The organism is Streptomyces rapamycinicus NRRL 5491 (genome assembly GCF_024298965.1).
GTDB lineage: Bacteria > Actinomycetota > Actinomycetes > Streptomycetales > Streptomycetaceae > Streptomyces > Streptomyces rapamycinicus.
This window is the reverse complement of record NZ_CP085193.1, coordinates 9,029,311-9,055,173: the sequence shown is the minus strand read 5'-3', so window position 1 is coordinate 9,055,173 and position 25,863 is coordinate 9,029,311. Positions and strand designations below refer to the sequence as shown.

Below are 25,863 nucleotides of genomic sequence, written 5' to 3'. Positions count from 1 at the left end.
ACGTCACGAATCCCCTGTGCGGCCGCAATCCACGTGGCAGACCATCCGCATCATGGACGACCATAGAGGGGCGGACAGTACACACCATCAGGGAGAGGAGGCGTCCATGGGATCGGTACGCAAGGCAAGTGCCTGGCTTGGCCTCGTCGACGACAGCGATGACGAGCGCTACTACGACGACGACTACGCCGAGGGGTCCGAGCCCGGCGGCTCCTGGATGACCGACCCGCGCGCGCGGGTGGCCGACGAGACCGCGCGGGACCAGGGCACCCGGATCGCCACGGTCACCCCGGACGGATTCCGGGACGCCCGCGGCATCGGCGAGCTGTTCCGGGAGGGCGTACCGGTCATCGTGAACCTCACGACGATGGAGTCCGCCGACGCCAAGCGCGTGGTGGATTTCATGGCCGGGCTGATCTTCGGGCTGCGGGGTTCGATCGACCGGGTGGCCAACCGCGTCTTCCTCCTCACCCCGGCCGACTTCCAGATCGTCAGCGGACAGTCCGGCCACGCCACGGGCTTTTTCAACCAGAGCTAGGCCCGAGCAGGGCCCAGGCCCCGGGGCCGCTCACCGGAAGGCGTCGATTCCGGTGAGCGCCTTGCCCAGCACCAGTTGGTGCATTTCGACGGTGCCCTCATAGGTGAGCACGGACTCCAGATTCGTGGCGTGCCGCATCACCGGATACTCCAGCGAGATCCCGTTGGCGCCCAGAATCGTCCGGGCCGTACGGCAGATCTCGATCGCCTCCCGCACATTGTTCAGCTTGCCGAAGCTGACCTGCTCGGGGCGGAGCCGCCCCGCCTCCAAGCGCCGCCCCAGATGGTGGGCGAGCAGCACCCCCTTGTGGAGCTCCAGCGCCATATCGGCCAGCTTGGCCTGGGTGAGCTGGAAGCCGCCGATCGGCCGGCCGAACTGCTCCCGCTCCCGCGCGTACTCCAGCGCCGACTCGAACGCGGAGCGGGCCGCGCCCATCGATCCCCAGATGATGCCGTAGCGGGCGTGGCTCAGACAGCTCAGCGGCCCGCGCAGGCCGGTGACCTCGGGCAGCACCGCGTCGGCGGGCAGCCGCACCTCGTCCAGGACCAGTTCGCTGGTGACCGAGGCGCGCAGCGACCACTTGTGCTTGATGTCGGGGGCCGAGAAGCCGGGCGCGTCGGTGGGGACGACGAAGCCGCGGATGCCCTCGTCGGTGCGGGCCCACACCACGGCGACCCCGGCCACCGAGCCATTGGTGATCCACATCTTGCGGCCGGTGAGCACCCAGTCCGAGCCGTCCCGCTTGGCGTAGGTGCGCATCCCGGCCGGGTCGGAGCCGTGGTCGGGCTCGGTCAGCCCGAAGCAGCCGATGACCTCACCGGCGGCCATCCGGGGCAGCCACCGCTCCTTCTGCTCCTCGGAGCCGAAGCGGTGGATGGCGTACATGGACAGGGAGCCCTGCACCGACATCAGGGAGCGGATCCCGGAGTCGGCCGCCTCCAGCTCCAGACAGGCCAGGCCGTACTGGATCGGGCTCGCACCCGCGCAGCCGTAGCCGGTGAGGGACATCCCGAGCGCGCCGAGGGAGCCGAGTTCCCGGGCCAGCTCGCGGATGCCGGGCACCTCGCCGCGCTCGTACCAGTCGGCGACGTACGGCAGTACGCGGTCGGCGGCCCACTGCCGCATGGTGTCGCGGACCGCGAGGTCCTCGGGGTCGAGGAGATCGTCGAGCCCCAGCGGGTCACGCGGATCGAACGACGGCAGGGTGCCAGCGGACATGGGTGGCGGCCTCCGGTGAGTGCGGTTCCGGGTACGCCGGGATGATCAGCCCGGCCGCTCCGACGCTACGACCGGGTAACCCCTGGCGTCCAGACCTGCTCACGCCGGGTCATCAGGGGCCGGGCAGCACTCGGGCAGGACGAGGCCGGGCCTCATACGGCAGGGACCCCGCCCGGCGGGAGGGCCCCGCCCCACGGCAGGGGCCATGCCCCTGGATCCCGGGGTCTGGGGCGGAGCCCCAGTTGTGGGAAGGGGCGGGTAGGGGAAAGAACCGAGAACCGGCGGACACCCCGTAGGCCCCAGCCCAGCCCAAACCGGTCCGGTCCGGTCCGGGTCGTCGGTCAGGACTCGGCGGCGACGGTGGCACGGTCGAGGCGGGCCGGCGCGTTCGTGGCATTCGTGGCGTTCGTGCCGTCCGGCCCCTGCTGATCCGCGGGGGCCTGCTGATCCGCCGGCCCCTGCTGATCCGCCGGCCCCTGCTGATCCGCCGGGCCCTGGGCGGACTCCTCGTCGTCGGCGGCGCACTCCATGACCTTGGGCAGCCGCAGCGCGGCCAGCGCGCCGAGCGTCAGCAGACCGGCGCTGACCGCCAGCGTGACGTGCAGACCGTGGACGAAGGCGGCGCGGGAGGCCGAGCGCAGGGCCTCCCCGGCGTGGCCGCCGAGCCGGTCGGAGACCTTGTACGCGGCGCCCAGCGACTGACTCGCGTCGGAGCTGGCGGAGGCGGGGACGCCGGGCACCGAGGAGACGCCGGGCTTGTAGGCGGCGTTCATGACGCTGCCGAGGAGGGCGATGCCTATCCCGGCGCCGAGCTGGTAGGAGGTCTCGCCGATGGCGGCCGCGCCGCCCGAGGAACCGGACGACGCCTCGTTGAGCATGGACTCGTACGCGCTGAAGAGCGTGGTCTCCAGGCCGAAGCCCAGGACGATGAAGCCGCCGACGAGCACGGCGGGCCGGTCGGACTGGCCCATGGCGGTGAGCGAGAGCACGGCGAGGGCGGTGAGCGCGAAGCCGACCGCGACCATGGCCCGCGGGCCGAGCCACTGGAGCATCCGGGACCCCACGAGCCCGGCGGCCATGGCGGCGAAGGTGAGTGGCAGCAGCCGCAGACCGGTCTCGAGCGGGGTGAGCCCGAGCACGAGCTGGAGGTACTGGGCGGCTATGAGCTCCAGGCCGACGAGCGCCAGCAGGGCGAGCACGATACAGCCGACGGAGATCGAAAAGGCGGGCCGGGCGAACAGCTTGAGGTCCACCAGCGGATGCGTACGGCGGCGCTGGCGGCGTACGAAGAGCACCAGCAACACCGCCCCGACCAGCACCGGGGCGGCGGTCACGGCGTCCAGCGGCCCCGCGCCGCTGCCCACCCGCTTGACGCCGAGGACGACGCAGAACAGCCCGCAGGCGGCCATGAGCGCGCCCAGCACGTCCCAGGGGCCGTTCTTGTCACCGGTGGACTCCGGCAGCAGCCAGCGGCCGACGGGGAGCGCCACGATCATCAGGGGCAGGTTGACCAGGAAGACCGAGCCCCACCAGAAGTTCTCCACCAGGAAGCCGCCGAGCAGCGGGCCGACGGCCGCGCCGACGGCGGCGACCGCGCTCCAGATGCCTATCGCCAGCGCCCGCTCACGGCGGTCCGGGAAGACCTGGCGCAGTATCGACAGGGTGGCAGGCATGATCATCGCGCCGCCGACGCCCAGCAGGGCGCGGGCCACGATGAGGATCTGGGGGTTGGGGGCGAAGGCGGCGATCGCGGAGGCGGCGCCGAAGAGCCCGTAGCCGAGCAGCAGGACGCGTCGTCTGCCGACGCGGTCGCCGAGGGTGCCGAAGAGGATCAGCAGCGAGGCGCAGACCAGTGGGTAGACGTCCACGATCCACAGCAGCTCGATCCCGCCGGGGCGCAGATCCTCGGTCACCGCCGGGACCGCGACATGGAGCACGGTCGCGTCCACGGCGACGAGCAGCAGACTGACGCAGAGCACGAGGAGCACGACCCAGCGGTTCGACCCGCCGCTCGCCTCGGTGCCGCGCCATTGCCGGGGAACGCCCGCCGTCCGCCGATTGCCGGCCGTGGTCGTCCCGGACATGTACGCACCTCCCTGGGTCTTGCGCTCGCGGTCCGCCGTCGTGACGGCGGTACGTCACGTCGTAGGGACGGCCGGGTGACCCCGGTGGCGAAGGCGCGAGTGAGAGGTCAGGGTACGCGAGTCCCCGCGCGGGGCGTGTGCCGCAGGTCATGTTGGGACCTGCCCGCGGATGGTTACGGAGGCGTACGTTCCAGACTTCCCCTTTTGTCCCCCTGTCTCTCTGCCGTCCCTCCTGCGTCCTCCCGGCGTCCCACCGGCGTCCCACTGGCGGCCGTCTTCCGTTCGTCCTGCGTTGTCGTCCGCTCCCGGTCGCGGTCAGCCGCGGTCAACCGCTGCCGGTCTCTGTCGCCCGCGGTCGGCCGCGGTTCCCGCGACGTAGTTGTCCACAGCCCCCGCGGCCCTCCGCGGAGTGTTGTCCACAGGCTCCGCGAGCGGCCCGGATCATCCTCGATAATCGTCGCCGTGACTGATCTCGCCCAGGCCGGCACCGCGCCGCTCAGCGACGACGGCCGACCGGGCCGCGCCGCTGGCCGCGCGCTGCGCCGGGCCGCCCCAGCACTGCTCGCATATGCGGGGACGCGCCTGCTCGGGCTTGTGGTTCTCGCGATCTGGGGAGCCTTCGCGGACAAGAGCCCGCACCAGTTGCTCTCCGCGCGCTGGGACTCGCTGTGGTACACCCGCATCGCCGCGGAGGGGTACGGCTACACACTCCATCTGCCCGACGGCGCGGTCCACTCCAACCTGGCGTTCTTCCCCCTGCTCCCGGCGCTGGAGCGAGTGATATCGGCCATAACCCCGCTGGCCGTGGCCGACGCCGGTCTGCTGGTGAGCTCGGTCACGTCCCTGTTCGCCGCCTGGGGGATCTTCGCGATCGGCGACCTGCTGTACGGACGGCGGGTGGGCGTCACGCTGGCCGTGCTGTGGGGTGTGCTGCCGGTCGGCATCGTGCAGTCGATGGCGTATTCGGAGTCCCTCTTCACGGCGCTGGCCGCCTGGGGGGTCTACGCGGCGCTCACCCGGCAGTGGCTGTGGGCGGGGCTGTGCGCGGCGCTGGCGGGGCTCACCCGGCCGGTGGGGGCCGCGGTGGTCGCCGCGGTCTGGGTGGCGGCCGCCGTGGAACTGCTGCCGCACGAGCGCCGGCGCCAGGCGTGGCGCAGCGGCCCACCCGTCGCCCACCACCACCCTCAACGGAAGCGCTTCGCGCCCTTTCTCAGACCCGTCGCCCACCACCACCCCCAACGGAAGCGCTTCGCGCCCTTTCTCCGGCTTCTCGCGGGCGTCGTGCTCGCGCCGCTGGGCTGGCTGGGCTATGTGGTGTGGGTCGCCCTCCGCACCGGGAGCGTCACCGGCTACTTCGACGTGCAGAACGGCTGGGGCAACGGCTTCGACGGCGGTCTGGCCTTCGCGGGCTTCATCGGGGGGCTGCTGATCGAGCCGCCCTTCGTGGGCGGGCTCGGGCTGCTGCTCGGCGTCGGGGCGCTGATCTGGCTCGCGGTCCGCTGTGTGCGGCAGCGCCAGCCGCTGCCGCTGCTGGCCTACGGCGGGGCGGTGCTCGCCCTGGCGCTGGCCGCGAAGGGGTACTTCGGCTCCAAGCCCCGGCTGCTGATACCGGCCTTCCCGCTGCTGCTGCCGGTCGCGGTCGCCCTGGCCCGGCTGCGCCCGGTGCGCACCGCGCTGGTCCTGGGGTCTGTGGGGCTCGCCTCGGCGGTGTACGGGGCCTTCTGGCTGCATGGCTCCGGGCCGCCCTGATCCGGCCACCGCCGCGATCCGGCCACCCCGACCGGCCGGGTGGAGCCCCGCGGACGATCACTCCAGGCCACCCGGCGACACCGAGGGAAACTTCGGGGAACGCTATGGCTAATAGGCGATAAACACGCCCTGTAAGAATTCCATAAAGTCCCTGAGACACGCCCATTGGAAGGTGGGGAGCAGAAAAGTCCCGGGGCCTCACGCATTCCTTGGAAAGGGCGCGGCCAAAAGCCGTGGACGAGACGTACTCCACATCACATCGTCATCACAAAGCGACCTGATCGACTGAACCCACCTGTCACGCAATGTAACGTCGATTAGGTGCGTACCGAAGACAAGCTCCCCGCGACCGAGGAGCGAAGGCCCGATCTCGCGCGACCGCGCATGACCCGAACACGCTTCTGGCTGCTCGGGACCACGCTGGCGGTCTACGCGGCGACCGTGATCGGCGTGCTCACCACCTCATGGCTGGTGAAGCTCGACTGGCAGGTCATGCTCTTCCGGCCCTACAAGCAGTGGCCCGAGTTCCACACCTTCCTGGACTACTTCGTGGTCATGGGCCAGCGCGGGCCCACCGCCGTGGCCGTCGCCGCCTGGCTGGGGTGGTGCTGCTACCGGCAGCGCACCCTGCGCCCGCTGCTGGCGCTGGGCACCTCCCTGCTGCTGCTGAACGCCACCGTGGGCGCGGTGAAGATCGGCTTCGGCCGGCTCGGTCCGCACTACGCGACCACCGTGGGGTCCAACGAGATGTGGGGCACCGGCGATATATTTCCTTCGGGTCATACCGCGAACGCCGTGGTCACCTGGGGCATTCTGGCCTACCTGGCGACCACCCCGGTGGCCCGCAGGGTCGCCTCGCTGATCGCCGCGGGCTTCGCCTTCGGGGTCGGCATGACCACCGTCTACCTCGGCACCCACTGGCTGAGCGATGTGGTGCTGGGCTGGGCGGCCGGGGTGCTGGTGCTGCTGGCGCTGCCCTGGCTGGAGCCCGCCATGGCCCGCGCCGAGGTGCTGCTGCTGACCCTGTGGCGCCGGTTGCGCGAGCGCCGGGCGCCCGTGCCGGTGCCGTCCGGGCGGCCGGTCGCCGGGACTCCGCTGGCCACCCCGCGCACCGCCCGCGACGACGAGCTGCCCACCCGCGAGACCGTGGCCGTGGTCCGGCCCGGCACCGCCACCGGCCGGAGCCCCGACGGGCGGCCCCTCCACCCGGTCCGCCAGCACACGATGCGCTCCGAACGCACTCCGGTCACCCCGGTCGGCAGCCGCCGGCCGCCGCACGCCGACCGGGTGCCGCGCGCCACGGCGCCCTTCGGCCCGTCCGGCGCCTCCCGGGGCCGGACGGCCACCGGAGGCTGAGCCGGCCACCGGGCCGCGGGGCGGTACGCACCTCCTCCCGCGCGCCGACCGGTCAGACCCACACCACGGCCCCGGAACGCTCCCCCGAGAGCGTTCCGGGGCCGTGGTCGTATCCGCGCCGGGCGCACCGGCACATCCGCTCACCGGCCCATCGACGCGTATCGGCGCGTACGGGCGCCGAGCCGGCCCCTCGGCGGGCGGCGGCCCGTCAGCCGCGCCCGGTCAGCCGCGCCAGCAGCGCTTCACCGTGCCGTCGGCCACCTCGAAGTCGATCCGCCCCCGCAGATACTCCATGGTGATGATCGCGCCCGGCGGAAGCGTCCGTACGGTGCTCCAGCCGCGTGCTCGCGCCCGCTCCTCGGCGGTGCCGGCGTCGAGGCCCACATAGCTGTCGAGGTCGTCATCGGGTTCGCCCGGAAGGTTCGGTACAGGTCCCATGAGAGCCACCGTAGGTGGCTCCCTACGGGGGGCAAACCCAGAGTTGTCTTGAACCGCCACGGGACTACCACCGCCGCATGCCTCTCACGGCCGCCATTCGTCACACTTGTGTCACAGAAAACACGCCCGGGTTTGTGAACGACTTCATCACTCTTCCGGGGCTTGTGTTGACGCCTCGAAGATGATTGCGAGTTTCCGTCGATATCCCGCGCCAAACGGCCGGCTCCGGTATGGGCGGCGGTGTGCGGGCGAGATCTGTCGAACAATTCCCGCGGCGACCGGAAAAGCACGGCCCGGACCCCTCCGGAGCGCACAATTCCACCACAAATCGCCGGGGGCCGAAGCCCGAGGTTTACCCCCACCCGGACGCGGTACCCGCCGCCCCGGAGCCAACATGACTGACAGATCCGATGAGACCCCCGAGAAGACGGCGGCCGGCGACCCGAGTCCGCTGGCACTCCTGCGTGCCGCCCGTGAGCAGCTCGTCGAGCTGACGGGCCTGCACCCCGAGTCCCTCCCCCGTCTGGAGCGGACCGACGACGGGTGGCTGCTGGAGGCCGAGGTGACAGAGCTGGCCCGGGTGCCGGAGACGATGAGCCTGATGGCCCTCTACGAGGTGACCCTCGACCCGGACGGCCTGCTGACCGGCTACCGACGCCTGCGCCGCTACGAGCGCGGCCGGAGCGACCGCCGCTGACACCGGCGGGGGACCGGACGCCACCGGAAACGAGAGGAACACACCCGACATGACCACTGTTGTCCCGGCACAGCAATCCAGGGGCGGGGGCGGCACCAGCGGCCTGTACGACGTCCTGGAACTCATACTCGACCGAGGGCTGGTGATCGACGCGTTCATCCGAGTCTCCCTGGTCGGCATCGAAATCCTCAAGATCGACATTCGGATCGTGGTCGCGAGTGTCGACACCTATCTGCGGTTCGCCGAGGCGTGCAACCGTCTCGACCTGGAGTCGGGCCCGAGCAAGTCCCCCGGGCTGCCCGAGGTCGTCGAGGGCATCACCGAGAACGGCGCGCGGTCCAAGACCAAGGGCGCCCTCTCCGGCGCCGGCGACACCGTCTCCAAGGCCGCCCAGTCCGTGGCCGACGCGATCCGCCCGTCGGAGGAGGAAGAGGAGGAGCCACGCCGGCGCCGTCCGGCCCGTAAGGCGGCGCCACGGAAGTCCGAGGAGTCCTCATGACCACCTATGTCTACGGCATCGCGCGGGGCGAGGTCCCGGACCTGGGCGATCGGCTGCTGGGCATCGGCGACCCCCCGCTGCCGGTCCGGGCGCTGAACGAGGGCGAGCTGGCCGCGATCGTCAGCGACTGCCCGCCCGAGCTCAAGCCCCGCCGCCGCGATCTGCTGGCCCACCAGCATGTGCTGGCCGAGGTCAGCGACTCCCGCGCGGTACTGCCGATGCGCTTCGGCAGCGTGTCCTCCAGCGACGACGACGTCCGCAGCGTGCTGGCCGAGCACGCCGACCGCTACCAGGACCAGCTGAATCGGCTGACCGACCGGGTGGAGTACAACGTCAAGGCCGTGCACGACGAGGACTCGGTGCTCCACCAGGTGCTCGCCGAGGAGCCGGAGCTGCGGATGATGGCGGAGGCCAACCGGGCGGCGGGCGGCGGCACCTACGAGGACCGGGTGCGCTTCGGCGAGCTGATGGCGGGCGCGGTACGGGCCCGTGAGGTGCGGGACGCCAAGCTCGTGGAGGAGGCGCTGGCACCGACCGCCGAAGAGGTGCGGCCGGGCCCGGAGAGCGGCGGCTGGTTCGTGAGCCTGTCGCTGCTGCTCGGCAAGGACGCCGCCGATCCACTGCTGTCGGCGGCCGCCGAACTGGAGCGGGCCCACCCCTGGCTGAAGCTGCGGATCAACGGTCCGCTGCCGCCGTACAGCTTCGTCGAGTCCTGATGCTGATGATCGGCTGGGTGCTGAGGCAGGTCGTCGCCGCCGCGGAGCGGGAGTACTACGACCCGGCCAACATCCAGCGCGCCCTGGCCGAGCTGGAGACCCAGCTCGACCAGGGCGCGATCGACGAACGAGAGTTCGAGCGGCAGGAGGACGTGCTGCTCGACCGGTTGGAGGAGGCGCGCCAGTGGGCGAACGGGACTCTGTGACCACCCGGGGCGGTGTGGCCCCGACGGCCGGCGCCTACGGCTCACCGGCGTCGTCGCTCGGCTCCTCGGGGTCGTACGGCCTGGCCGGACGGGGTGAGGGCGGGGCGAACCTCGCCGACATCCTGGAGCGGGTGCTCGACAAGGGCGTGGTGATCGCGGGCGATATCCGCATCAATCTGCTCGACATCGAACTTCTCACGATCAAGCTGCGGCTGATCGTGGCCTCGGTCGACAAGGCGAAGGAGATGGGCATCGACTGGTGGGAGCACGACCCGTCGCTCTCGTCACGCGCCAGGACCGGGGTGGACGGCGGCGAGAAGGCCGAGGTCACCCGCCGGGACGGCCGCGAGGACGCCGAGGTGACCAGCGGGGAGAGCCGGGAGGCCACCGAATGACCGAAGGACTGCGGTACGCCTACGCGGTCGTGCGCGACACCGGTGCGCCGGAGGCCGCCCTGGACGCCCTCACCGCCCTGGAGGGGGTGACCGGCGTCGCGGACGAATCGGTGTACGCGGTACGCCATCTGGGGCTCGCCGTGCTGGCGGGCGCCGTACCGGCCGAGGACTACGACGAGGGCTCGCTGCGGGAGCGGCTGGAGGACATGGCCTGGCTGGAGAAGATGGCCCGGGCCCACCAGCGGGTGGTCGACACCGCCGGTGCCGAGTCCTGTGTCATACCGGTCCGGCTGGCCACCGTGTGCCACGGCGACGAGGGGCTGCGGCGAATGCTCGCCACCGGGCGGGAACGGTTCGTCTCGGCGCTTGACCGGCTGGAGGGCCGGGTCGAATGGGGCGTCAAGGCGTATGCCACCCAGCCCGTCGCCGAGAAGCCGCCCGCCGGGACCGCGAACGCCGCGGACGCCCCGAACTCCCCGAGCGCCCCGAACTCCCCGGGCGCCATGTCCGGCCGCGACTATCTGCGCCGCCGCAAGGCCCAGCGGCAGGCCGCCGAGCGACGCTGGGGCGATACGGAGGAGGGCGCGCGGCTGGTGCACGACACCCTCAGCGGGCTGGCCGAGCAGTCCCGGCTGCATCCGCCGCAGGACCCCCGGCTGTCGGGGATCTCCGACCGCAATGTGCTGAACGCCGCGTATCTGGTGCGGCGCGCGGACAGCGCCGACTTCGCCGAGCGGGTCGGTGAGCTGGCCGGGCGGACCCCCGCGCTGCGGGTGGAGCTGACCGGCCCCTGGGCGCCGTACTCCTTCGCCGCCATGGACGAGACCTCCACCTCCGTGGACGAGACCTCCACCGCCATCGACGAGACCTCCGGTGCGGAAGGGGAGACCGAGAGCGCGGGGGCGGACGGATGACGATGGCCCCCGAGGGCCCCCTGGCCCATCAGCAGATCGCCCTGGTGGACGTGTTGGACCGGCTGCTGGCGGGCGGCGTGGTGATCACCGGTGACCTGACCCTGCGGATCGCCGACGTCGATCTGGTCCGCATCGACCTGCGCGCGCTCATCAGCTCGGTCAACGCCAATGTGCCGTCCCCCTGGGAGGAACCGTGAGCCGCAAGGTGGAGCTGGACCAGGACACCGTCGAGCGCGATCTGATGAAGCTGGTGCTCACCGTCGTGGAGCTGCTGCGCCAGCTCATGGAGCGGCAGGCGCTGCGCCGGGTGGACCAGGGCGATCTGACGGAGGACCAGGAGGAGCGGATCGGGCTGACGCTGATGCTCCTGGAGGACCGGATGGTCACGCTCTGCGACCGCTACGGCATCGCGCCCTCCGATCTCAATCTGGACCTTGGGCCACTCGGTCCGCTCCTGTCCCCGAGGGAGTGACGCTCGGGGCAGCTCCCCGGATCACGCCGCCCACCGGGTGATCATGGCGATACCCGCCCAGGACACGGAGGAGTCCCGATGGCGACAGAGACCGCGCGGACCGCCGGTCCGGTACGGGAGACGCGGCAGGGCAGCGTGCTGGTGGACTGGCTCACCACCACCGACCACAAGAAGATCGGGCATCTGTATCTGATCTCGTCGTTCGGCTTCTTCCTGGTCGGCGGTGTGCTGGCGCTGGTGATGCGCGCCGAACTGGCCCGTCCGGGCCTCCAGATCGTCTCGCAGGAGGAGTTCAACCAGGCGTTCACCCTGCATGGCACGATCATGCTGCTGCTGTTCGCGACCCCGGCGTTCGCGGGGTTCGCCAACGAGATCATGCCGCTGCAGATCGGCGCGCCCGATGTGGCCTTCCCACGCCTCAACATGCTGTCGTACTGGCTGTATCTGTTCGGCGGGCTGATCGTGGTGGCCGGTCTGCTGGTGCCGACGGGCACCGCGGACTTCGGCTGGACCGCCTATGCCCCGCTCAACAGCCCGATCCGCTCCCCCGGTATCGGCGCCGACATGTGGATCATGGGGCTGGCGCTGGCGGGGTTCGGGACGATCCTGGGCGCGGTGAACTTCCTGACCACCATCATGGCGATGCGCGCGCCGGGCATGACGATGTTCCGGATGCCGATCTTCACCTGGAACACCCTCTTCACCTCGATCATGATCCTGATGGCGTTCCCGGTGCTGGCGGCGGCGCTGCTGGCGCTGGAGGCGGACCGGCGGTTCGGGGCGGTGGTCTTCGACGCCCGGTACGGCGGGCCGCTGCTGTGGCAGCACCTCTTCTGGTTCTTCGGCCATCCCGAGGTCTACATCATCGCGCTGCCGTTCTTCGGCATCATCAGCGAGATCATCCCGGTCTTCTCGCGGAAGCCGATCTTCGGCTATGTGACGCTGATCGGCGCGACCATGGCCATCACCGGGCTGTCGATGGTCGTCTGGGCCCACCACATGTTCGCCACCGGATCGGTTCTGCTGCCCTTCTTCTCCCTGATGTCGTTTCTGATCGCGGTGCCGACCGGGGTGAAGTTCTTCAACTGGATCGGCACCATGCTGGGCGGCTCGGTGTCCCTGGAGGCACCGATGCTGTGGGCCGTCGGGTTCCTGGTGAGCTTCCTCTTCGGAGGGCTCACCGGCGTCATCCTGGCCTCACCGCCGCTGGACTTCCATGTCACGGACAGCTACTTCGTCGTGGGCCACTTCCACTACGTGGTCTTCGGGACGGTCGTCTTCGCGATGTTCGCGGGGTTCTACTTCTGGTGGCCCAAGTTCACCGGAAAGCTGCTGGACGAGCGGCTGGCCAAGATCCACTTCTGGACGCTGTTCACCGGCTTCCACACCACCTTCCTGGTGCAGCACTGGCTGGGCGTGGAGGGGATGCCGCGCCGCTACGCCGACTATCTGGCGGCCGACGGCTTCACCGCGCTCAACACCATCTCCACGATCGGCTCCTTCCTGCTGGGCATGTCGACCCTGCCGTTCCTCTACAACGTATGGAAGACGGCCAAGTACGGAAGGAAGGTGGAGGTCGACGACCCCTGGGGGTACGGCCGCTCCCTGGAGTGGGCGACCTCCTGTCCCCCGCCCCGGCACAACTTCACCACGCTCCCCCGGGTCCGCTCCGAATCGCCGGCCTTCGATCTGAACCATCCCGAGGTGGCGAGCCCGACGCGGGAGAAGGACCGGCGGCCGAAGCCGCGGGGCCCGGTCAGCCCAGGGCCCGGTCCAACCGGTTCCTGAGCTCCCGGATGTGGTCGTTCAGCTCCACCGGCCCGCGCACCTCGAAGTCGAAGCCGCTCAGCGCGATATGAATCACCAGCGCATCGAGGCTGTGGGCGCCGGTGTGCAGCAGACAGCTGTGCTCGTCCACGGCCTCCAGCACCCCCACCGTGGGCGTGAAACGCTCGGCCGCCCGCTCGGCGGGCACCCGCAGCAGCACGGTGGCCCGCTGGGCGTAGACGGAGGTGGTGATGCCCCGTGCCACATAGGCGGCGATGTCGTCGGCGGGCGGCCGGCGCGGGGTGAAGCGGGGGCCGTGCGGCGGGGTCGGGGTGATCCGGTCGACCCGGTACGTACGCCAGTCGGCCCGTTCCACGTCCCAGGCGACCAGGTACCAGCGGCGCTGCGCGGCGACCAGCCGGTGCGGTTCGGCCGTGCGGCGGCTGACCGCACCGCCGTGGTCACGGTACTCGAAGCGCAGCTGATGGCAGTCCCGGCAGGCGGCGGCCAGCTCGGTCAGCACCCCGGGGTCCACCCCGGGGCCGCCGCTCCGGCCGGACAGCGGCACCGTGAAGGCGGTCAGCGCGCCCACCCGGCGGCGCAGCCGGTCCGGCAGCACCTGCTCCAGCTTGGCCAGGGCCCGCACCGAGGTCTCCTCGATGCCCTCGACCCCGCCGCCGGTCGCCTGGCGCAGCCGCACCGCGACCGCCACCGCCTCCTCGTCGTCCAGCAGCAGCGGCGGCAGCTGGGCGCCCGCGCCCAGCTGGTAACCACCGCCGGTGCCCGGCGCGGAGTGCACCGGGTAGCCGAGCTCGCGCAGCCGGTCGACATCGCGGCGCACGGTGCGCGGGGTGACCCCGAGCCGGTCGGCGAGGTCCGCGCCGGACCATTCGCGGTGGGCCTGCAGCAGGGAGAGCAGGCGGAGCAGTCGGGCCGAGGTCTCCAGCATGCGGCCGAGTCTGTCACCGATCGAGGACAGCCTTCGTCCTCAAGGCTGTCCTCGGTCCGCTCTCAGGATCCCGTGCTCAGGCGGGCGCCTCGATCCGCAGCGCGAGATCGTTGTCCCGGGTGTAGTACGGCCGGGCCAGTGCCTCCCCGTGCCGGCCGGCCACCGTACGCGGCGGATAGGTGAAGATCTCCTTCTTGTCCGCGACATCGTCCAGGATCCGGGCGAGCCGCGCCGGGGCCATGGTCTGGTCCGCCGGGCGCAGCCACAGGTCCCAGACGTCCGCGCCGCCGCCCCAGGTCCGCGCGAGTTCGGCGTAGGAGAGCGTGAAGGAGAAGTCCGGGCCCTCCACCTCCAGCGGTGCCGTGCGCACCGGGGCCTCGCCCCCGCGGCAGCGGGCCTCGACCACCGCGTCGGCCAGCCACTCGGACGGGTACGCGACACGGTAGAGCCGCCCCCGCACCGCCACCGTGTCGTCCTCCAGCCGGATCTCCCCGGCCTCGGCGTGGGGTGCCCGCCGCCAGCTGCGCAGGGAGAGGTTGCCGTGCTTGGTGGCGTACGGGATGCGGACGGACAGCGGGGAGGTGCTCGGCCCAGGACGGCGGTCCACGAGCGAGCGCAGATCGTTCAGGCCGGGGGCGAGCCGCCGCGGCTCGGCGTCCCGGTACGCCACATGGACGTCCCAGCGGCCCTCGGGCAGGGCGACGGTGCTGGGCAGGGCGGCCTGCAGCCCGCCGTCCGCGGTGGGGCCGAGCGGCAGCCGCACCTCCCCGTCGGGGGCGTCCCTCCCGCCCCGGCGGACCAGCACCAGCGCACCGCTCCAGTCGTCGTGGCCGCCCGGGGCCGGGCGGGCCCAGTCGGCGATGTGGAAGGTGAGCCCACCGGCGGAGTCCGCCACGCAGTCGGCGCGGGCGGGGGCGGCCTCGGCGGCCTCACTCATTCTGTCCTCCTCGACGTGCTGCGTTGCCTGTGCTGGTGCACTCATGCGACACGCACCTTCCGCAGGGAGTCCTTGGCGGCGAACGCGCCGCCGATCAGGGAGCCACGGGCGCGGTGCAGGGAACCCCGCAGGCCGCTGCGGCCGATCAGCTCGGAGAACAGCGTCTCGTAGCGCCCGGCCACCCGCGAGGGGTCGAAGCGGGCCGAGTCCTTCAACGCGGCCTGCCCCATCTGCTGGCGCAGCTCGTCGTTGTTGATGAGGTCGAGCAGCGCGGCGGCGATGGCGTCGGTGTCACCGGTGGGCACGAGACGGCCGTCCACACCGTTGTCGATGATCTCGGCGGGCCCGTGCGGGCAGTCGGTGGAGACCACGGGAAGGCCGCAGCGCATGGCCTCCACGATGGTCATGCCGAACGACTCCAGGCTGGAGGTGACGGCGGCTATGGAGCCCTTGGCCCACTCGGGGTCGAGCGGATTGGCCGGGCCCATCAGGAAGACGTTGTTGTAGAGGCCGAGCTTGTCGATGAGGGCGCGCAGCTTGGCGTGCTGGGCGCCGCCGCCGTAGATCCGCAGCCGCCAGTCGGGGCGTGCCTCGCTGACCTTCGCGAAGGCGTGGATCAGCAGGTCGTAGCGTTTCACCGGGGCCAGTCGGCCGGCCGCGACCACCCACTTGCCGGTGCCGTCGGCGGGGTCGAGACCGGGCGCGGGCACGCTGTTGGGGACCGCCTCGACCCGCACGCCGGGCAGCCGCATCTGACCGCGGTAGGTCCGGGCGTCCGCCTCGGTCACGGTGGTCACCGCGTCCAGCCGGGGGTAGACGGCACGCAGGGCCCGCTTCAGTCCGTTGGAGTGGGTGCTGAGCGTCAGATGCTCCTGGCCGACCCGTACCGGACCGCGGCGGGCCTCCCGGGCGATGTGGACATTGAGCCCGGGCCGGGTTCCGACAACGATATCGGCCTCGAGCGAGCGCAGATGATCCGCGATACGGCGGTCGGTGAGGGCGCTGTACTGCCTGGAGCGGCCCTCGATCGCGGGGAAGACCTGCGCCGGGCGACTGTGGTCAGGGTCGCCGCCGTCGTAGGTCGGGCTGTTCTTCCGGAGGTCCACGAGATGGCTGAGCCGCACCTGCGAACCGGGGTCGAAGATCGGCTGGTCGCGGTGGCGGAAGACCGACACGATCTCCACATCGTGCTGCTCCCCCAGGGTGCGGGCGAGGTTGTACGTGGTCCGGATCGTCCCGCCGATCCCGTACGCGTTGTGAATAAGGAAAGAGATGTGCATCCGGCCCCGTATCCCACTGCTTCCCCGCGGACGGGTGTGTCGTCCGCCTACCACGATGTAAGACCGGGAAAAGTGGCACAGGGTTGGGTTTCATCACCTTCTTGTGCCCCAACAGATGTGAAATCGGTAGGGAGTCGGGGGAACTTTTCGGCCCGACGGCGCATCAGACCGCGGGGTGGCCGGGCGCGTGACCCACGCCCCGCATGGCCCGTTGTCTACGTATGAGCCGGGAACCACTCGGCCCACCCACCGAGACCGAGGAGCCACCCGTGCCGCGCATGCTCGACGTCAGCGATGACGTACGCGCCGAGATCGGCGACGAAGAAGCCGACCGGCTGCTCGCCGGGGACAACGCCCCGGGCGCCTACGACTGCACGTCCTGCCGCACCCCCGGCAACACCGAGCAGGAGCGGACCAGCACCGTGCTCTTCGTGGGGCAGGAGACGGCGGTGCTGGCCTTCGCGCACGCCACCTGCGTGCCCTCCCAGGTCGTCCCGGTCTCGGAGGACCAGTTGCGCGGTGCGGTGCGGTCCATCACGGGTGAGGACACCGCGCCGCCGGCCGCCGAGGCCTCCCACGCGCCGCCCGTACCGGCCGGGTCGCACGCCGCCACGTCGTACTTCCCCGGCCCGGCGGCCCCGGCCCAGGCCCCGTCGCCCGCCCCGGCCCCGGCACCGGTGTCGCCCGTCGCCGTGGCGCACACCCCGGCGCCGTCCGGGCCCGCGCCGGTGCCGCAGCAGGCGGTGCTCGGTGTGACCAGCGGCGTGGTGCTGGTCGGTCAGGAGGCGTGCGCGGCGCTGGTGGTGGAGCCGACCGCGCCGATCATCCGCCCCGGTTCGATCGGCCACGGCGATGAATTCCTGCAGCTCCTCAGCGAGCAGGGGTTCGCCCCGGTGGTCGATCTGGGCCGGCCGCCCGCGCCCAACCCGGGCTGGTCGGTGCTGCTGGCCATGGGGCGGCTGCACGCGGTGCTGATGCCGGCGCCAGGCGGCGGCCACCCGGTGGCCTGGTGGCAGGCGCACAGCCCGATGCCGCTGAGCGAGGGCTGGCGGAGCGCCGTCGGCCGCTCCCGGAAGGTGCTGGTCTACGCCGCGGCCGCGGGCACGATCGGCACCCAGCCGCGCGAGGACCAACTGCGCGCGGCGCTGGACCGGGCCGCCGCGCGCGGCGCTCTGGTCGGCGCTTCGATGCCGCTCGCGGGCACATGACCGCCATGGCCGCCGCCGTCCCGGGCCTGCCCCCGGACCTCACCGATCCTTGGTGGGCAGCCCATTCGCCACCGATGCCGCATCCGACGGGCGGCCGGGTCGTTGGCACATACGTGCACGCATACGACCTCTCCTACCGTTCCCCCTCATACGGCTGCATTCCGGCCATGCGCCCCGCGCTGGAGGCAGCGCACGATCCCTGGCGCCACTCCGCCACGCCGATCTACGACGCGTTGTACGCGGAGTACCGCAGGCTGTTCCGGGCGCTGCCCGGTGACCGCTCGGACGAGGAGAACATGGAGTTCGTGGCGTTCGCCGCCATCGGCCAGCCCCGGGGCCTCGTCAGCGGCTACGGCCGCCCGGACGACCACGACGGGACCTGGCACACCGACGAGCTGTACCACCGCGGCTATGTCCCCGCGCTCCCGCCCGGCCGGGGCGAGGAGCCGGGTCACACGTACTGACGCGGTGCCGGGGGCCGGGGCGGCGTGAGCCCCCCGGCGCGGCCGCCGCCATGTCCCGCGACCGCCGCCATGTCCCGCGACCGCGCTACCGCTACTTCTTACGGCCGCGCTTCTCGCGCACCCGCACCGAGATCTGCAGCGGCGTCCCCTCGAAGCCGAACTCCTCGCGCAGCCGCCGCTCGATGAAGCGGCGGTAGCCCGCCTCCAGGAAGCCCGAGGCGAAGAGCACGAACCGCGGCGGCCGGGTCCCGGCCTGCGTCCCGAAGAGGATCCGCGGCTGCTTGCCGCCCCGGATCGGATGCGGATGGGAGGCGACGATCTCGCCGAGGAAGGAGTTGAGCCGCCCGGTCGGGACGCGGGTCTCCCAGCCGGCCAGCGCCGTCTCGACCGCCGGGACCAGCTTCTCCATATGGCGGCCGGTGCGGGCCGAGACATTGACCCGCGGCGCCCACTGGATCTGCACCAGCTCCGTCTCGATCTCGCGCTCGAGGTAGTAGCGGCGCTCCTCGTCCAGGGTGTCCCACTTGTTGTAGGCGATGACGAGCGCGCGCCCGGCCTCGACGGCCATCGTGATGATCCGCTGGTCCTGGACGCTGATGGACTCGCTGGCGTCGATCAGCACGACCGCGACCTCCGCCTTCTCCACGGCGGCCGCGGTGCGCAGCGAGGCGTAGTAGTCGGCGCCCTCCTGGAGGTGGACCCGGCGGCGGATACCGGCGGTGTCGACGAACTTCCAGGTGATGCCGCCGAGTTCGATCATCTCGTCGACCGGGTCGCGGGTGGTGCCCGCCACCTCGTTGACGACCACCCGCTCCTCGCCCGCGACCTTGTTGAGCAGCGAGGACTTGCCCACGTTCGGGCGGCCGATCAGGGCGATCCGGCGCGGTCCGCCGACCGTCGCCCCGAAGGTCTGGGCCGGGGCCTCGGGCAGCGCCTCCAGGACCGCGTCGAGCATGTCGCCGGTGCCGCGGCCGTGCAGCGCGGAGACCGCGTACGGCTCGCCGAGGCCCAGCGACCACAGCATCGCGGCATCGGCCTCGCCGCTGGGCCCGTCGACCTTGTTGGCGCACAGCACCACGGGCTTTCCGGCCCGGCGCAGCAGCTTGACCACGGCCTCGTCGGTGTCGGTGGCACCCACGGTGGCGTCCACGACGAAGACCACCGCGTCGGCGGCCTCGATCGCGAACTCGGCCTGGGCGGCCACGGACGCGTCGATGCCGAGCACGTCCTGTTCCCAGCCGCCGGTGTCGACCACCTTGAAGCGGCGGCCGGACCACTCGGCCTCGTAGGTCACCCGGTCACGGGTGACGCCTGGGCGGTCCTCCACGACCGCCTCCCGGCGGCCGAGGATCCGGTTCACCAGGGTGGACTTGCCGACGTTGGGGCGGCCGACGACGGCCAGCACCGGCAGCGGGCCGTGCCCGGCCGCGGCGAGGTCGCCCTCGACCTCCGTCGGGTCGAAGCCCTCTTGCGCGGCGAGCTCCATGAACTCCGCGTACTCGGCGTCGCCAAGCTCCCCGTGCTCGTCGCCGCCGCTGTGGATCTGGTCGTTCATGAAGATTTCCTCGTCGTCCCTCAGTACCGCGCACCACCCTTGGCGGTGCGCGGGTCTATGTCTGATCCGGTCGGCCGGTCAGTCGCCTGGCGGTGCCCAGATGCGCACCCAGCCGCTTCTGGATGCGCTCGGTGGCCTGGTCCAGGGCCGCCCGCGTCCGCCTGCCGCTGCCGTCCCCCGCCTCGAACGGGTCGCCGAACACCACGTCGATCCTGCTGCGCAGCCGGGGCAGCGGCCTGGACCGGCCGTCGTCACGCGGGGTGGCGGTGCCGAACACCGCCACCGGCACGATCGGCGCGCCGGAGCGCACCGCGAAGTACGCGAGCCCCGAGCGCAGCGAGGCGAAGTCGCCGTCGCCCCGGGTGCCCTCGGGGAAGATCCCGAGCACCCCGCCGCGCTCCAGCACCCCCAGGGCCTGGCCGATCGCGGCACGGTCGGCGCTCGTACGGTCCACCTTCAGCTGCCCGATGGCGAGCAGGAACGGGTCCAGCGGGCCGATGAACGCCTCCTTCTTGACCAGGAAGTGCACCGGCCGCGGCGAGGTGCCGATCAGCATCGGGCCGTCGATGTTGTGGGAGTGGTTCCCCGCGAGGATGACGGGCCCGGCGGACGGGATCCGCCACGCGCCCAGCACCCGCGGCCGCCACAGCCCGTACATCAGACCGATGCCGATCCGCCGACCCACGGCGGCCCCGGCCGCGCTGGGAAGTGTCCCGTCGGTGGTGCTCACGCGACCGTCCGCTTCTCCTCGACGAGGGTGACCACGCACTCGATGACCTGGTCGAGGGTGAGCTCGGAGGTGTCCACCTCGACCGCGTCGTCCGCCTTGGCCAGCGGCGAGGTCTTGCGGCCCGAGTCCAGGGCGTCCCGCTTGGCCAGCGCGGCCTGGGTGGCGGCCAGGTCGCCGGCCTCCTTGCCCTTCAGCTCACCGCTGCGGCGGGCCGCCCGGACCTCCGGGGAGGCGGTCAGGAAGATCTTGAGGTCGGCGTCCGGGAGGACCGTGGTGCCGATGTCCCGGCCCTCGACCACGATGCCGCGCGGCGCCTCGGCGGCGATGGTCCGCTGGAGCTCGGTGATCACGGTCCGCACCTCGGGCACCGCGCTGACCGCGCTGACCCGCGAGGTGACCTCCTGGGTGCGGATCGGCCCGGAGACATCGGTGCCGTCGACGGTGATCGTCGGGTTGGCCGGGTGGGTGCCGGAGACGATGGCGGGCTTGCCCGCGGCGTCGGCCACGGCCACGGCGTCCTCGACGTCGATGCCGTTGGCCACCATCCACCAGGTGATCGCCCGGTACTGGGCGCCGGTGTCCAGGTAGCCCAGGCCCAGCTTGGCGGCGACGGCCTTCGAGGTACTGGACTTGCCCGTGCCTGCGGGGCCGTCGATCGCGACAATCACTGCGGCCGGGGCGGTCCGGGCGGCGGTTTCCACGGTGACAGACACCTTTCGTGTGCACGGGGCTGAGTTGAACGGGCCATGTGAGCCTCGGACAAGGTTACTGGCTTCCTCCGGGCGGCTTCGCACCCTGGGGGACGGCCCCGGGCCGGGGCCGTGGGCGGGTCCGCTCCGCCGCTACTGCCGGATGGACCATCCCCGCTCCCGCAGGGCCTGGGTGAGCCCCGGGGCCGCCGAGGGCTCGACCACCAGCTGGATCAGACCGGCCTGCTGCCCGGTGGCGTGCTCGATCCGGACGTCCTCGATGTTGACACCCGCCCGGCCCGCGTCGGCGAAGATCCGGGCCAGCTCGCCCGGCTGGTCGCCGATGAGCACCGTCACGGTCTCATAGACGGCCGAGGCGGCGCCGTGCTTGCCCGGCACCCGCTCGCGCCCGGCGTTGCCCCGGCGCAGCACGTCCTCGATCCCGGCCGCGCCGCCGCCGCGCTTGGCCTCGTCGGCGGACTGGAGCGCGCGCAGCGCCCGTACCGTCTCGTCCAGGTCGGCGGCGACGGCGGCGAGCACATCGGCCACCGGGCCGGGGTTGGCGGACAGGATGTCGATCCACATGGCGGGGTCGGAGGCCGCGATCCTGGTGACGTCGCGGATGCCCTGCCCGCACAGCCGGACCGCCGTCTCATCGGCGTCCTGGAGCCGCGCGGCGACCATGCTGGACAGCAGGTGGGGGGTGTGCGAGACGAGCGCCACCGCCCGGTCGTGGGCCTCGTCCTCCATCACCACGGGCACCGCCCGGCACAGCGCGACCAGTTCGAGCGCGAGGTTGAGCACCTCGGTGTCGGTGCCGCCGGTGGGTGTGAGCACCCAGGGCCGCCCCTCGAAGAGGTCGGCGGTGGCGGCCAGCGGCCCGGAGCGCTCCCGGCCCGCCATCGGATGCGTGCCGATGTAGCGGGTCAGATCGCAGCCCAGGGCCTCCAGCTCACGGCGCGGGCCGCCCTTGACGCTGGCGACGTCCAGGACGCCGCGGGCCAGGCCGCGGCGCAGCACATCGGCCACCGTCACCGCCACGTACGCCGGGGGCACGGCGACGATCGCCAGGTCCACGGGCCCCTCGGGCTGGCCCTGAGTCCCGGCGCCGCGCGCCTCGGCGGTGCGCGCCTGGGCCTCGTCGTGGTCGGCGAGGTGCACCTGGACGCCGCGGCCGGCCAGGGCCAGCGCGGCGGAGGTGCCGATCAGGCCGGTGCCGATGACGAGGGCGGTTCTCATTGGGCGATGTCCTTGCGGAGGGAGCCGGCGGCGCCCAGGTAGACATGGGCGACATCGGACTTGGACAGGGAGGTCTCGACATGCGCCAGGATGCGGACGACGCGGGGCATGGCCCCTTGTATGTCCAGCTCCTGGGCGCAGATCAGCGGTACGTCGGTGATGCCCAGCTTGCGGGCGGCGACCGCCGGGAAGTCGCTGTGCAGATCGGGAGTGGCCGTGAACCACACGCTGATCAGGTCGTCCGGGTCGAGGGTGTTCCGCTCCAGGATGGCGGTCAGCAGCGCGGAGACCTGCTCATGCATGTGCTCCGGCTCGTCCCGGTCCAGCTGGACGGCCCCGCGGACCGCTCGTACCGCCACGTCTCGCTCCCCTGTGCGCGCTGTGCCTGTTGTGCGTCGGACGCGGCCGCGGTGTTCGGCCGCACTCCCGATCAGCGTAACGAGCGGGTCGGACAGGCTCCCGGGGCGACCGCTGGTCGAGACGCGGCGGCCCGCCGACGGCCGGGGCCCTCAACGGCGCCGGGTCCGTCAGCGGCGCCGGGTCCGGATCAGAGCTCGACCTCGCGCATGAGCATGCCGACCTCGGTGTTGGTCAGCCGGCGCAGCCAGCCGGACTTCTGGTCGCCGAGCGCGATCGGGCCGAAGGCCGTCCGCACCAGCTTGTCGACCGGGAAGCCGGCCTCGGCGAGCATCCGCCGCACGATGTGCTTGCGGCCCTCGTGCAGGCTCACCTCGACCAGATAGTTCTTGCCGGTGTTCTGCACCACCCGGAAGTGGTCGGCGCGGGCGTAGCCGTCCTCGAGCTCGATGCCGCTCTTGAGCCGCTTGCCCAGGTCGCGCGGGAGCGGGCCCTGGATGGCGGCGAGATAGGTCTTCCGCACGCCGTAGCGGGGGTGGGTGAGGCGGTGGGCCAGCTCACCGTGGTTGGTGAGCAGGATGATGCCCTCGGTCTCGGTGTCGAGGCGGCCGACGTGGAAGAGCCGGGTCTCGCGGTTGGTCACATAGTCGCCCAGGCACTGGCGGCCGTCGGGGTCCTCCATGGTGGAGACGACACCGGCGGGCTTGTTCAGCGCGAAGAAGAGGTACGACTGGGTGGCCACGGTCAGCCCGTCGACCTTGATCTCGTCCTTCTCGGGGTCGACGCGCAGCCCCTGCTCGGTCACGATCTTGCCGTTGACCTCGACCCGGGCCTGGTCGATCAGCTCCTCACAGGCGCGGCGCGAGCCCATGCCCGCGCGGGCGAGCACCTTCTGGAGCCGCTCACCCTCCTGCTCACCGAAGGTCTTGGGCATCTTGACCCGCGGCTTGTCGTGGCGGGCACGGTTGCGCTCCTCTATCTGCGCCTCGTACTCGCGCGGACGGGCCGGGCCCGGCTTGCGGCCACGGCCGCCACCCTTGGGGCCACCGGCCTTGGGGCCGCCGCCCTGGGAGCCCTGGGAGCCCGTCCTGGGGCCGCCCTGAGACCCCTGGGAGCCCTTGGGTCCGCCCTGGGAGCCCTTGGGGCCCGCCTTGGGGCCGCCGCCCGCGTCGTAGCGGCGCTCTTCGGGGCGGGGGCGGCCGGCGCGCTGCTGCTGCTCGTCGCGCCTGTTCCCCGCGCCTCGGTAGTTCTTGCCGCCGCTACCGCTGCCCCTGCTGTTCCTGCCGCTGCTTCGCATCAAGTTTCCGTCTGAGAGTGGCCGCTGTCGGCTCGGTGTTCTACGTCGTCGTGCGTTCTGCGTCGTCCTGCGCGTCATCGCTGTCGATGGCGTCCGGATCGAACGACGGCACGCCCTCCTGGGACTCGCCCTCGACCGCGTCCGCCTCGGGGAGGAACGGCGCGAGCTCCGGGAGCTCGTCCAGCCCCCGCAGGCCCATCCGCTCCAGGAAGTAGTTCGTCGTCCTGTACAGGATCGCACCTGTTTCGGGTTCCGTGCCCGCCTCCTCGACCAGGCCCCGCTGGAGGAGGGTCCGCATCACGCCATCGCAGTTGACGCCGCGGACGGCCGAGACTCGGGAACGGCTGACCGGCTGACGGTACGCGACCACCGCGAGGGTTTCCAAAGCGGCCTGGGTGAGCCGGGCCTGCTGGCCGTCCAGGACGAACCCCTCGACGGCGGCGGCGTAGGCCGGGCGCGTGTAGTAGCGCCAGCCGCCCGCGACCAGCCGCAGCTCGAAGCCCCGGCCCTGGGTCGCGTACTCGTCGGCCAGCTCGCGCAGCGCGTCCGCGACGGCGCGACGCGGCCGCTGGAGGACCTTGGCGAGGTTCTCCTCGGTGGCGGGCTCGTCGACGACCATGAGGACGGCCTCCAGGGCGGGCTTGAGGTCCAGCTCGGCGACCTCGGAGAGCCCGGCGGGTGTCCGCTGCTCGCTCAACTCGCTACCTCTTCCTTCTCCTTCTCGGACGTGGCCGTCTCCTTCTCGGGCTCCTTACGGGGCTTGGCCTCCTGGTCGAACTCGTCGGTGACCAGTGGCCGCTCACCCGCCTCGCCCGTCCAGCGGACCATGAGCGACCCCAGCGCCTCCGGCTGGTCCAGGAGGATCGCGCGCTCCCGGTAGAGCTCCAGGAGCGCCAGGAAGCGCGCGACGACCGTAAGGACGTCGGGAGCGTCCTCGGTGAGCGCGGCGAAGGTCGCCTCCCCCAGCTCCCGCAGCCGCGCGACCACCACCTCGGCCTGCTCCCGGACGCTGACCAGCGGGGCGTGGATGTGGTCGACGTAGACCTGCGGCTTGGGCTTGGGCTGCATCGCCTTGACGGCCAGCTTGGCGAAGCCCTCGGGGCCGATGCTGATGACGACGTCGGGGAGCAGCTCGGCGTGGTGCGGCTCCAGGCCGACGGTACGGGGGTGCCGGGCCGCCTCGGCGGTCAGCCGGTCGTTGAAGATGTCCGCGATCTGTTTGTACGCGCGGTACTGGAGCAGCCGGGCGAAGAGCAGATCGCGCGCCTCCAGCAGCGCCAGGTCCGCCTCGTCCTCGACCTCGGCGGCGGGCAGCAGCCTGGCCGCCTTGAGATCCAGCAGGGTCGCCGCGACGACGAGGAACTCGGTGGTCTGGTCGAGGTCCCAGTCCGGCCCCATGGCGCGGATATGGGCCATGAACTCGTCGGTGACCTTGGAGAGGGCGACCTCGGTGACGTCCAGCTTGTGCTTGGAGATCAGCTGGAGGAGGAGGTCGAAGGGCCCCTCGAAGTTGTCAAGCCGCACGGTGAACCGGTTGCCACCGTCCTGGGCCGGCGCCTCGCCCTGACCGCCCCCACCACTCGCGTCAGCCCTACTGCTCGCATCAGCCTCGCCGCTCGCCGCCCCGGCCGCCTCACCGCCGTGCCCGCCCGCTGGGGGTGCCGCGTCGAGGTCGGCCCGCGCGTGCACCGGCTCAGGCTCCGCGACGGCCTCGGGTGCGGCGGGCGCCTCGGGCTCTACGACGACCTCGCGCGTCCCGCGCTCCTCGGGCGCTACGGGCACGGCGGACGCAACGAGCGCAACGGGCGGGGCAGGCGCCTCGGACGGCTCAGCAGGGGCCTCGGGCGCCGTCTGGGCGCCGTTCTGCGGCTCTTCGGCCGCATCCTCCGCCGGGGGCGGAGCGGGGCTCTGAGAGGCATCCTGTGGAAGCGACGGCTCGGTGGACCGGTCCGGACCCGTCCCGGGCGGCGCCGTGCCGGGCCCCCGGCCGAGGGTGCGGCGGGAGGGGCGGGGCGGCGGGGCGGGGGTGTCGTTCGTCGGCATCGCGGTCCAGGGTGCTCAGGGCCGGGCGGGGCAGCCCGTACGACCGGGCAGGCTATCGCCCGGCCC

Annotated in this window: 28 protein-coding genes; 14 read left to right on the top strand and 14 right to left on the bottom strand. The window is 72.1% G+C overall.

Translation table 11 applies throughout. From position 1 onward, the window contains the following. The first annotated feature begins 106 nt into the window (after positions 1-106). Positions 107-538 carry a cell division protein SepF gene (locus LIV37_RS38140; RefSeq protein WP_020872403.1) on the top strand — a complete coding sequence of 144 codons (432 nt, stop codon included), beginning with the start codon at positions 107-109 and terminating at the stop codon, positions 536-538. A gap of 30 nt (positions 539-568) precedes the next feature. On the opposite strand, the gene LIV37_RS38135 is transcribed toward LIV37_RS38140, so the two are convergent. Together LIV37_RS38135 and LIV37_RS38130 are read right to left on the bottom strand one after the other, a co-directional pair. Further along, positions 569-1,756 (bottom strand): acyl-CoA dehydrogenase family protein, encoded by a 1,188-nt coding sequence (locus tag LIV37_RS38135; RefSeq protein ID WP_020872402.1) that lies wholly within the window; start codon positions 1,754-1,756, stop codon positions 569-571. 341 nt (positions 1,757-2,097) lie between these two features. Beyond that, on the bottom strand, positions 2,098-3,840 hold the full coding sequence (locus tag LIV37_RS38130; protein WP_020872401.1) for an MFS transporter: 1,743 nt from the start codon (positions 3,838-3,840) through the stop codon (positions 2,098-2,100). Between the two features lie 462 nt (positions 3,841-4,302). Here LIV37_RS38130 and LIV37_RS38125 point away from each other — a divergent pair, with 462 nt between their 5' ends. Together LIV37_RS38125 and LIV37_RS38120 are read left to right on the top strand one after the other, a co-directional pair. Further along, entirely contained in the window at positions 4,303-5,589 is a 1,287-nt protein-coding gene (locus LIV37_RS38125; RefSeq protein WP_020872400.1) for a membrane protein, read from the top strand. A gap of 321 nt (positions 5,590-5,910) precedes the next feature. After that, entirely contained in the window at positions 5,911-6,945 is a 1,035-nt protein-coding gene (locus tag LIV37_RS38120; protein WP_121824032.1) for a phosphatase PAP2 family protein, read from the top strand. A gap of 222 nt (positions 6,946-7,167) precedes the next feature. On the opposite strand, the gene LIV37_RS38115 is transcribed toward LIV37_RS38120, so the two are convergent. Continuing rightward, positions 7,168-7,383 (bottom strand): hypothetical protein, encoded by a 216-nt coding sequence (locus LIV37_RS38115; protein WP_020872398.1) that lies wholly within the window; start codon positions 7,381-7,383, stop codon positions 7,168-7,170. 394 nt (positions 7,384-7,777) lie between these two features. On the opposite strand from LIV37_RS38115, the gene gvpO reads away from it, so the two are divergent. From gvpO to ctaD, 9 genes are all read left to right on the top strand, one after another. Then, complete coding sequence (gene gvpO, locus LIV37_RS38110; RefSeq protein WP_020872397.1) at positions 7,778-8,080, top strand: gas vesicle protein GvpO; 303 nt, start codon at positions 7,778-7,780, stop codon at positions 8,078-8,080. A gap of 49 nt (positions 8,081-8,129) precedes the next feature. Then, the gene (locus LIV37_RS38105; RefSeq protein ID WP_020872396.1) at positions 8,130-8,579 is read left to right on the top strand and encodes a gas vesicle structural protein GvpA; all 450 of its coding nucleotides are present in this window, start codon (positions 8,130-8,132) and stop codon (positions 8,577-8,579) included. Next, positions 8,576-9,295 carry a GvpL/GvpF family gas vesicle protein gene (locus LIV37_RS38100; RefSeq protein ID WP_020872395.1) on the top strand — a complete coding sequence of 240 codons (720 nt, stop codon included), beginning with the start codon at positions 8,576-8,578 and terminating at the stop codon, positions 9,293-9,295. Before LIV37_RS38105 ends, LIV37_RS38100 begins: the two co-directional genes overlap by 4 nt. Positions 9,296-9,312: 17 nt before the next feature. Beyond that, the gene (locus tag LIV37_RS38095; protein ID WP_420834371.1) at positions 9,313-9,501 is read left to right on the top strand and encodes a gas vesicle protein GvpG; all 189 of its coding nucleotides are present in this window, start codon (positions 9,313-9,315) and stop codon (positions 9,499-9,501) included. A gap of 80 nt (positions 9,502-9,581) precedes the next feature. Further along, complete coding sequence (locus LIV37_RS38090) at positions 9,582-9,896, top strand: gas vesicle protein (protein WP_121825029.1); 315 nt, start codon at positions 9,582-9,584, stop codon at positions 9,894-9,896. Beyond that, positions 9,893-10,810, top strand: coding sequence for a GvpL/GvpF family gas vesicle protein (locus LIV37_RS38085; RefSeq protein WP_020872392.1), 918 nt, complete (start codon positions 9,893-9,895; stop codon positions 10,808-10,810). The genes LIV37_RS38090 and LIV37_RS38085 overlap by 4 nt, the downstream gene beginning before the upstream one ends. Next, entirely contained in the window at positions 10,807-11,007 is a 201-nt protein-coding gene (locus LIV37_RS38080; RefSeq protein WP_014059691.1) for a gas vesicle protein, read from the top strand. Before LIV37_RS38085 ends, LIV37_RS38080 begins: the two co-directional genes overlap by 4 nt. A 44-nt stretch (positions 11,008-11,051) precedes the next feature. Further along, on the top strand, positions 11,052-11,282 hold the full coding sequence (locus LIV37_RS38075; protein WP_243146253.1) for a gas vesicle protein K: 231 nt from the start codon (positions 11,052-11,054) through the stop codon (positions 11,280-11,282). A gap of 78 nt (positions 11,283-11,360) precedes the next feature. Continuing rightward, entirely contained in the window at positions 11,361-13,070 is a 1,710-nt protein-coding gene (gene ctaD / locus LIV37_RS38070; protein ID WP_020872390.1) for an aa3-type cytochrome oxidase subunit I, read from the top strand. On the opposite strand, the gene LIV37_RS38065 is transcribed toward ctaD, so the two are convergent. The 3 genes from LIV37_RS38065 to LIV37_RS38055 form a co-directional block, all read right to left on the bottom strand. After that, on the bottom strand, positions 13,039-13,998 hold the full coding sequence (locus LIV37_RS38065; protein ID WP_020872389.1) for a helix-turn-helix transcriptional regulator: 960 nt from the start codon (positions 13,996-13,998) through the stop codon (positions 13,039-13,041). The genes ctaD and LIV37_RS38065 overlap by 32 nt on opposite strands. A 76-nt stretch (positions 13,999-14,074) precedes the next feature. Next, a complete protein-coding gene (locus LIV37_RS38060; protein ID WP_020872388.1) occupies positions 14,075-14,935 on the bottom strand; it encodes a hypothetical protein in 861 nt (286 codons plus the stop codon). 41 nt (positions 14,936-14,976) lie between these two features. After that, entirely contained in the window at positions 14,977-16,215 is a 1,239-nt protein-coding gene (locus LIV37_RS38055) for a glycosyltransferase family 4 protein (protein ID WP_020872387.1), read from the bottom strand. 269 nt (positions 16,216-16,484) lie between these two features. Between LIV37_RS38055 and LIV37_RS38050 the strand changes: the two genes are divergently transcribed. Further along, on the top strand, positions 16,485-17,423 hold the full coding sequence (locus LIV37_RS38050; protein WP_373920726.1) for a hypothetical protein: 939 nt from the start codon (positions 16,485-16,487) through the stop codon (positions 17,421-17,423). 167 nt (positions 17,424-17,590) lie between these two features. Further along, entirely contained in the window at positions 17,591-17,887 is a 297-nt protein-coding gene (locus LIV37_RS38045; RefSeq protein WP_309471182.1) for a hypothetical protein, read from the top strand. Positions 17,888-17,978: 91 nt separating this feature from the next. Here LIV37_RS38045 and der read toward each other — a convergent pair whose 3' ends face one another. The 8 genes from der to LIV37_RS38005 form a co-directional block, all read right to left on the bottom strand. After that, a complete protein-coding gene (gene der / locus LIV37_RS38040; RefSeq protein ID WP_020872384.1) occupies positions 17,979-19,442 on the bottom strand; it encodes a ribosome biogenesis GTPase Der in 1,464 nt (487 codons plus the stop codon). A 55-nt stretch (positions 19,443-19,497) separates the two neighbouring features. After that, positions 19,498-20,211, bottom strand: coding sequence for a lysophospholipid acyltransferase family protein (locus tag LIV37_RS38035; RefSeq protein WP_373920725.1), 714 nt, complete (start codon positions 20,209-20,211; stop codon positions 19,498-19,500). Further along, on the bottom strand, positions 20,169-20,873 hold the full coding sequence (gene cmk, locus LIV37_RS38030; RefSeq protein WP_020872382.1) for a (d)CMP kinase: 705 nt from the start codon (positions 20,871-20,873) through the stop codon (positions 20,169-20,171). Before cmk ends, LIV37_RS38035 begins: the two co-directional genes overlap by 43 nt. Before the next feature lie 141 nt (positions 20,874-21,014). After that, entirely contained in the window at positions 21,015-22,100 is a 1,086-nt protein-coding gene (locus LIV37_RS38025; RefSeq protein WP_020872381.1) for a prephenate dehydrogenase, read from the bottom strand. Further along, entirely contained in the window at positions 22,097-22,459 is a 363-nt protein-coding gene (gene aroH / locus LIV37_RS38020) for a chorismate mutase (RefSeq protein WP_020872380.1), read from the bottom strand. The genes LIV37_RS38025 and aroH overlap by 4 nt, the downstream gene beginning before the upstream one ends. 188 nt (positions 22,460-22,647) lie before the next feature. Then, the gene (locus LIV37_RS38015) at positions 22,648-23,754 is read right to left on the bottom strand and encodes a pseudouridine synthase (protein WP_020872379.1); all 1,107 of its coding nucleotides are present in this window, start codon (positions 23,752-23,754) and stop codon (positions 22,648-22,650) included. Positions 23,755-23,794: 40 nt separating this feature from the next. Beyond that, positions 23,795-24,451 carry an SMC-Scp complex subunit ScpB gene (gene scpB / locus LIV37_RS38010; protein WP_020872378.1) on the bottom strand — a complete coding sequence of 219 codons (657 nt, stop codon included), beginning with the start codon at positions 24,449-24,451 and terminating at the stop codon, positions 23,795-23,797. After that, positions 24,448-25,797: a segregation and condensation protein A gene (locus LIV37_RS38005; protein WP_121824036.1), complete on the bottom strand. Its 1,350-nt coding sequence runs from the start codon at positions 25,795-25,797 to the stop codon at positions 24,448-24,450. Before LIV37_RS38005 ends, scpB begins: the two co-directional genes overlap by 4 nt. Between the last annotated feature and the right edge of the window lie 66 nt (positions 25,798-25,863).

What these genes read in the sequence shown, in the direction of transcription:
- gvpO (WP_020872397.1), top strand. Translation starts at nt 7,778, where the DNA reads ATGACTGACAGATCCGATGAGACCCCCGAGAAGACGGCGGCCGGCGAC.
- LIV37_RS38080 (WP_014059691.1), top strand. Translation starts at nt 10,807, where the DNA reads ATGACGATGGCCCCCGAGGGCCCCCTGGCCCATCAGCAGATCGCCCTG.
- LIV37_RS38100 (WP_020872395.1), top strand. Translation starts at nt 8,576, where the DNA reads ATGACCACCTATGTCTACGGCATCGCGCGGGGCGAGGTCCCGGACCTG.
- der (WP_020872384.1), bottom strand. Translation starts at nt 19,442, where the DNA reads ATGAACGACCAGATCCACAGCGGCGGCGACGAGCACGGGGAGCTTGGC.
- LIV37_RS38055 (WP_020872387.1), bottom strand. Translation starts at nt 16,215, where the DNA reads ATGCACATCTCTTTCCTTATTCACAACGCGTACGGGATCGGCGGGACG.
- LIV37_RS38115 (WP_020872398.1), bottom strand. Translation starts at nt 7,383, where the DNA reads ATGGGACCTGTACCGAACCTTCCGGGCGAACCCGATGACGACCTCGAC.
- LIV37_RS38015 (WP_020872379.1), bottom strand. Translation starts at nt 23,754, where the DNA reads ATGCGAAGCAGCGGCAGGAACAGCAGGGGCAGCGGTAGCGGCGGCAAG.
- LIV37_RS38135 (WP_020872402.1), bottom strand. Translation starts at nt 1,756, where the DNA reads ATGTCCGCTGGCACCCTGCCGTCGTTCGATCCGCGTGACCCGCTGGGG.
- LIV37_RS38005 (WP_121824036.1), bottom strand. Translation starts at nt 25,797, where the DNA reads ATGCCGACGAACGACACCCCCGCCCCGCCGCCCCGCCCCTCCCGCCGC.
- LIV37_RS38060 (WP_020872388.1), bottom strand. Translation starts at nt 14,935, where the DNA reads ATGAGTGAGGCCGCCGAGGCCGCCCCCGCCCGCGCCGACTGCGTGGCG.
- LIV37_RS38105 (WP_020872396.1), top strand. Translation starts at nt 8,130, where the DNA reads ATGACCACTGTTGTCCCGGCACAGCAATCCAGGGGCGGGGGCGGCACC.
- LIV37_RS38140 (WP_020872403.1), top strand. Translation starts at nt 107, where the DNA reads ATGGGATCGGTACGCAAGGCAAGTGCCTGGCTTGGCCTCGTCGACGAC.
- LIV37_RS38130 (WP_020872401.1), bottom strand. Translation starts at nt 3,840, where the DNA reads ATGTCCGGGACGACCACGGCCGGCAATCGGCGGACGGCGGGCGTTCCC.
- ctaD (WP_020872390.1), top strand. Translation starts at nt 11,361, where the DNA reads ATGGCGACAGAGACCGCGCGGACCGCCGGTCCGGTACGGGAGACGCGG.
- LIV37_RS38045 (WP_309471182.1), top strand. Translation starts at nt 17,591, where the DNA reads ATGCGCCCCGCGCTGGAGGCAGCGCACGATCCCTGGCGCCACTCCGCC.
- LIV37_RS38065 (WP_020872389.1), bottom strand. Translation starts at nt 13,998, where the DNA reads ATGCTGGAGACCTCGGCCCGACTGCTCCGCCTGCTCTCCCTGCTGCAG.
- LIV37_RS38085 (WP_020872392.1), top strand. Translation starts at nt 9,893, where the DNA reads ATGACCGAAGGACTGCGGTACGCCTACGCGGTCGTGCGCGACACCGGT.
- LIV37_RS38025 (WP_020872381.1), bottom strand. Translation starts at nt 22,100, where the DNA reads ATGAGAACCGCCCTCGTCATCGGCACCGGCCTGATCGGCACCTCCGCC.
- LIV37_RS38075 (WP_243146253.1), top strand. Translation starts at nt 11,052, where the DNA reads ATGAAGCTGGTGCTCACCGTCGTGGAGCTGCTGCGCCAGCTCATGGAG.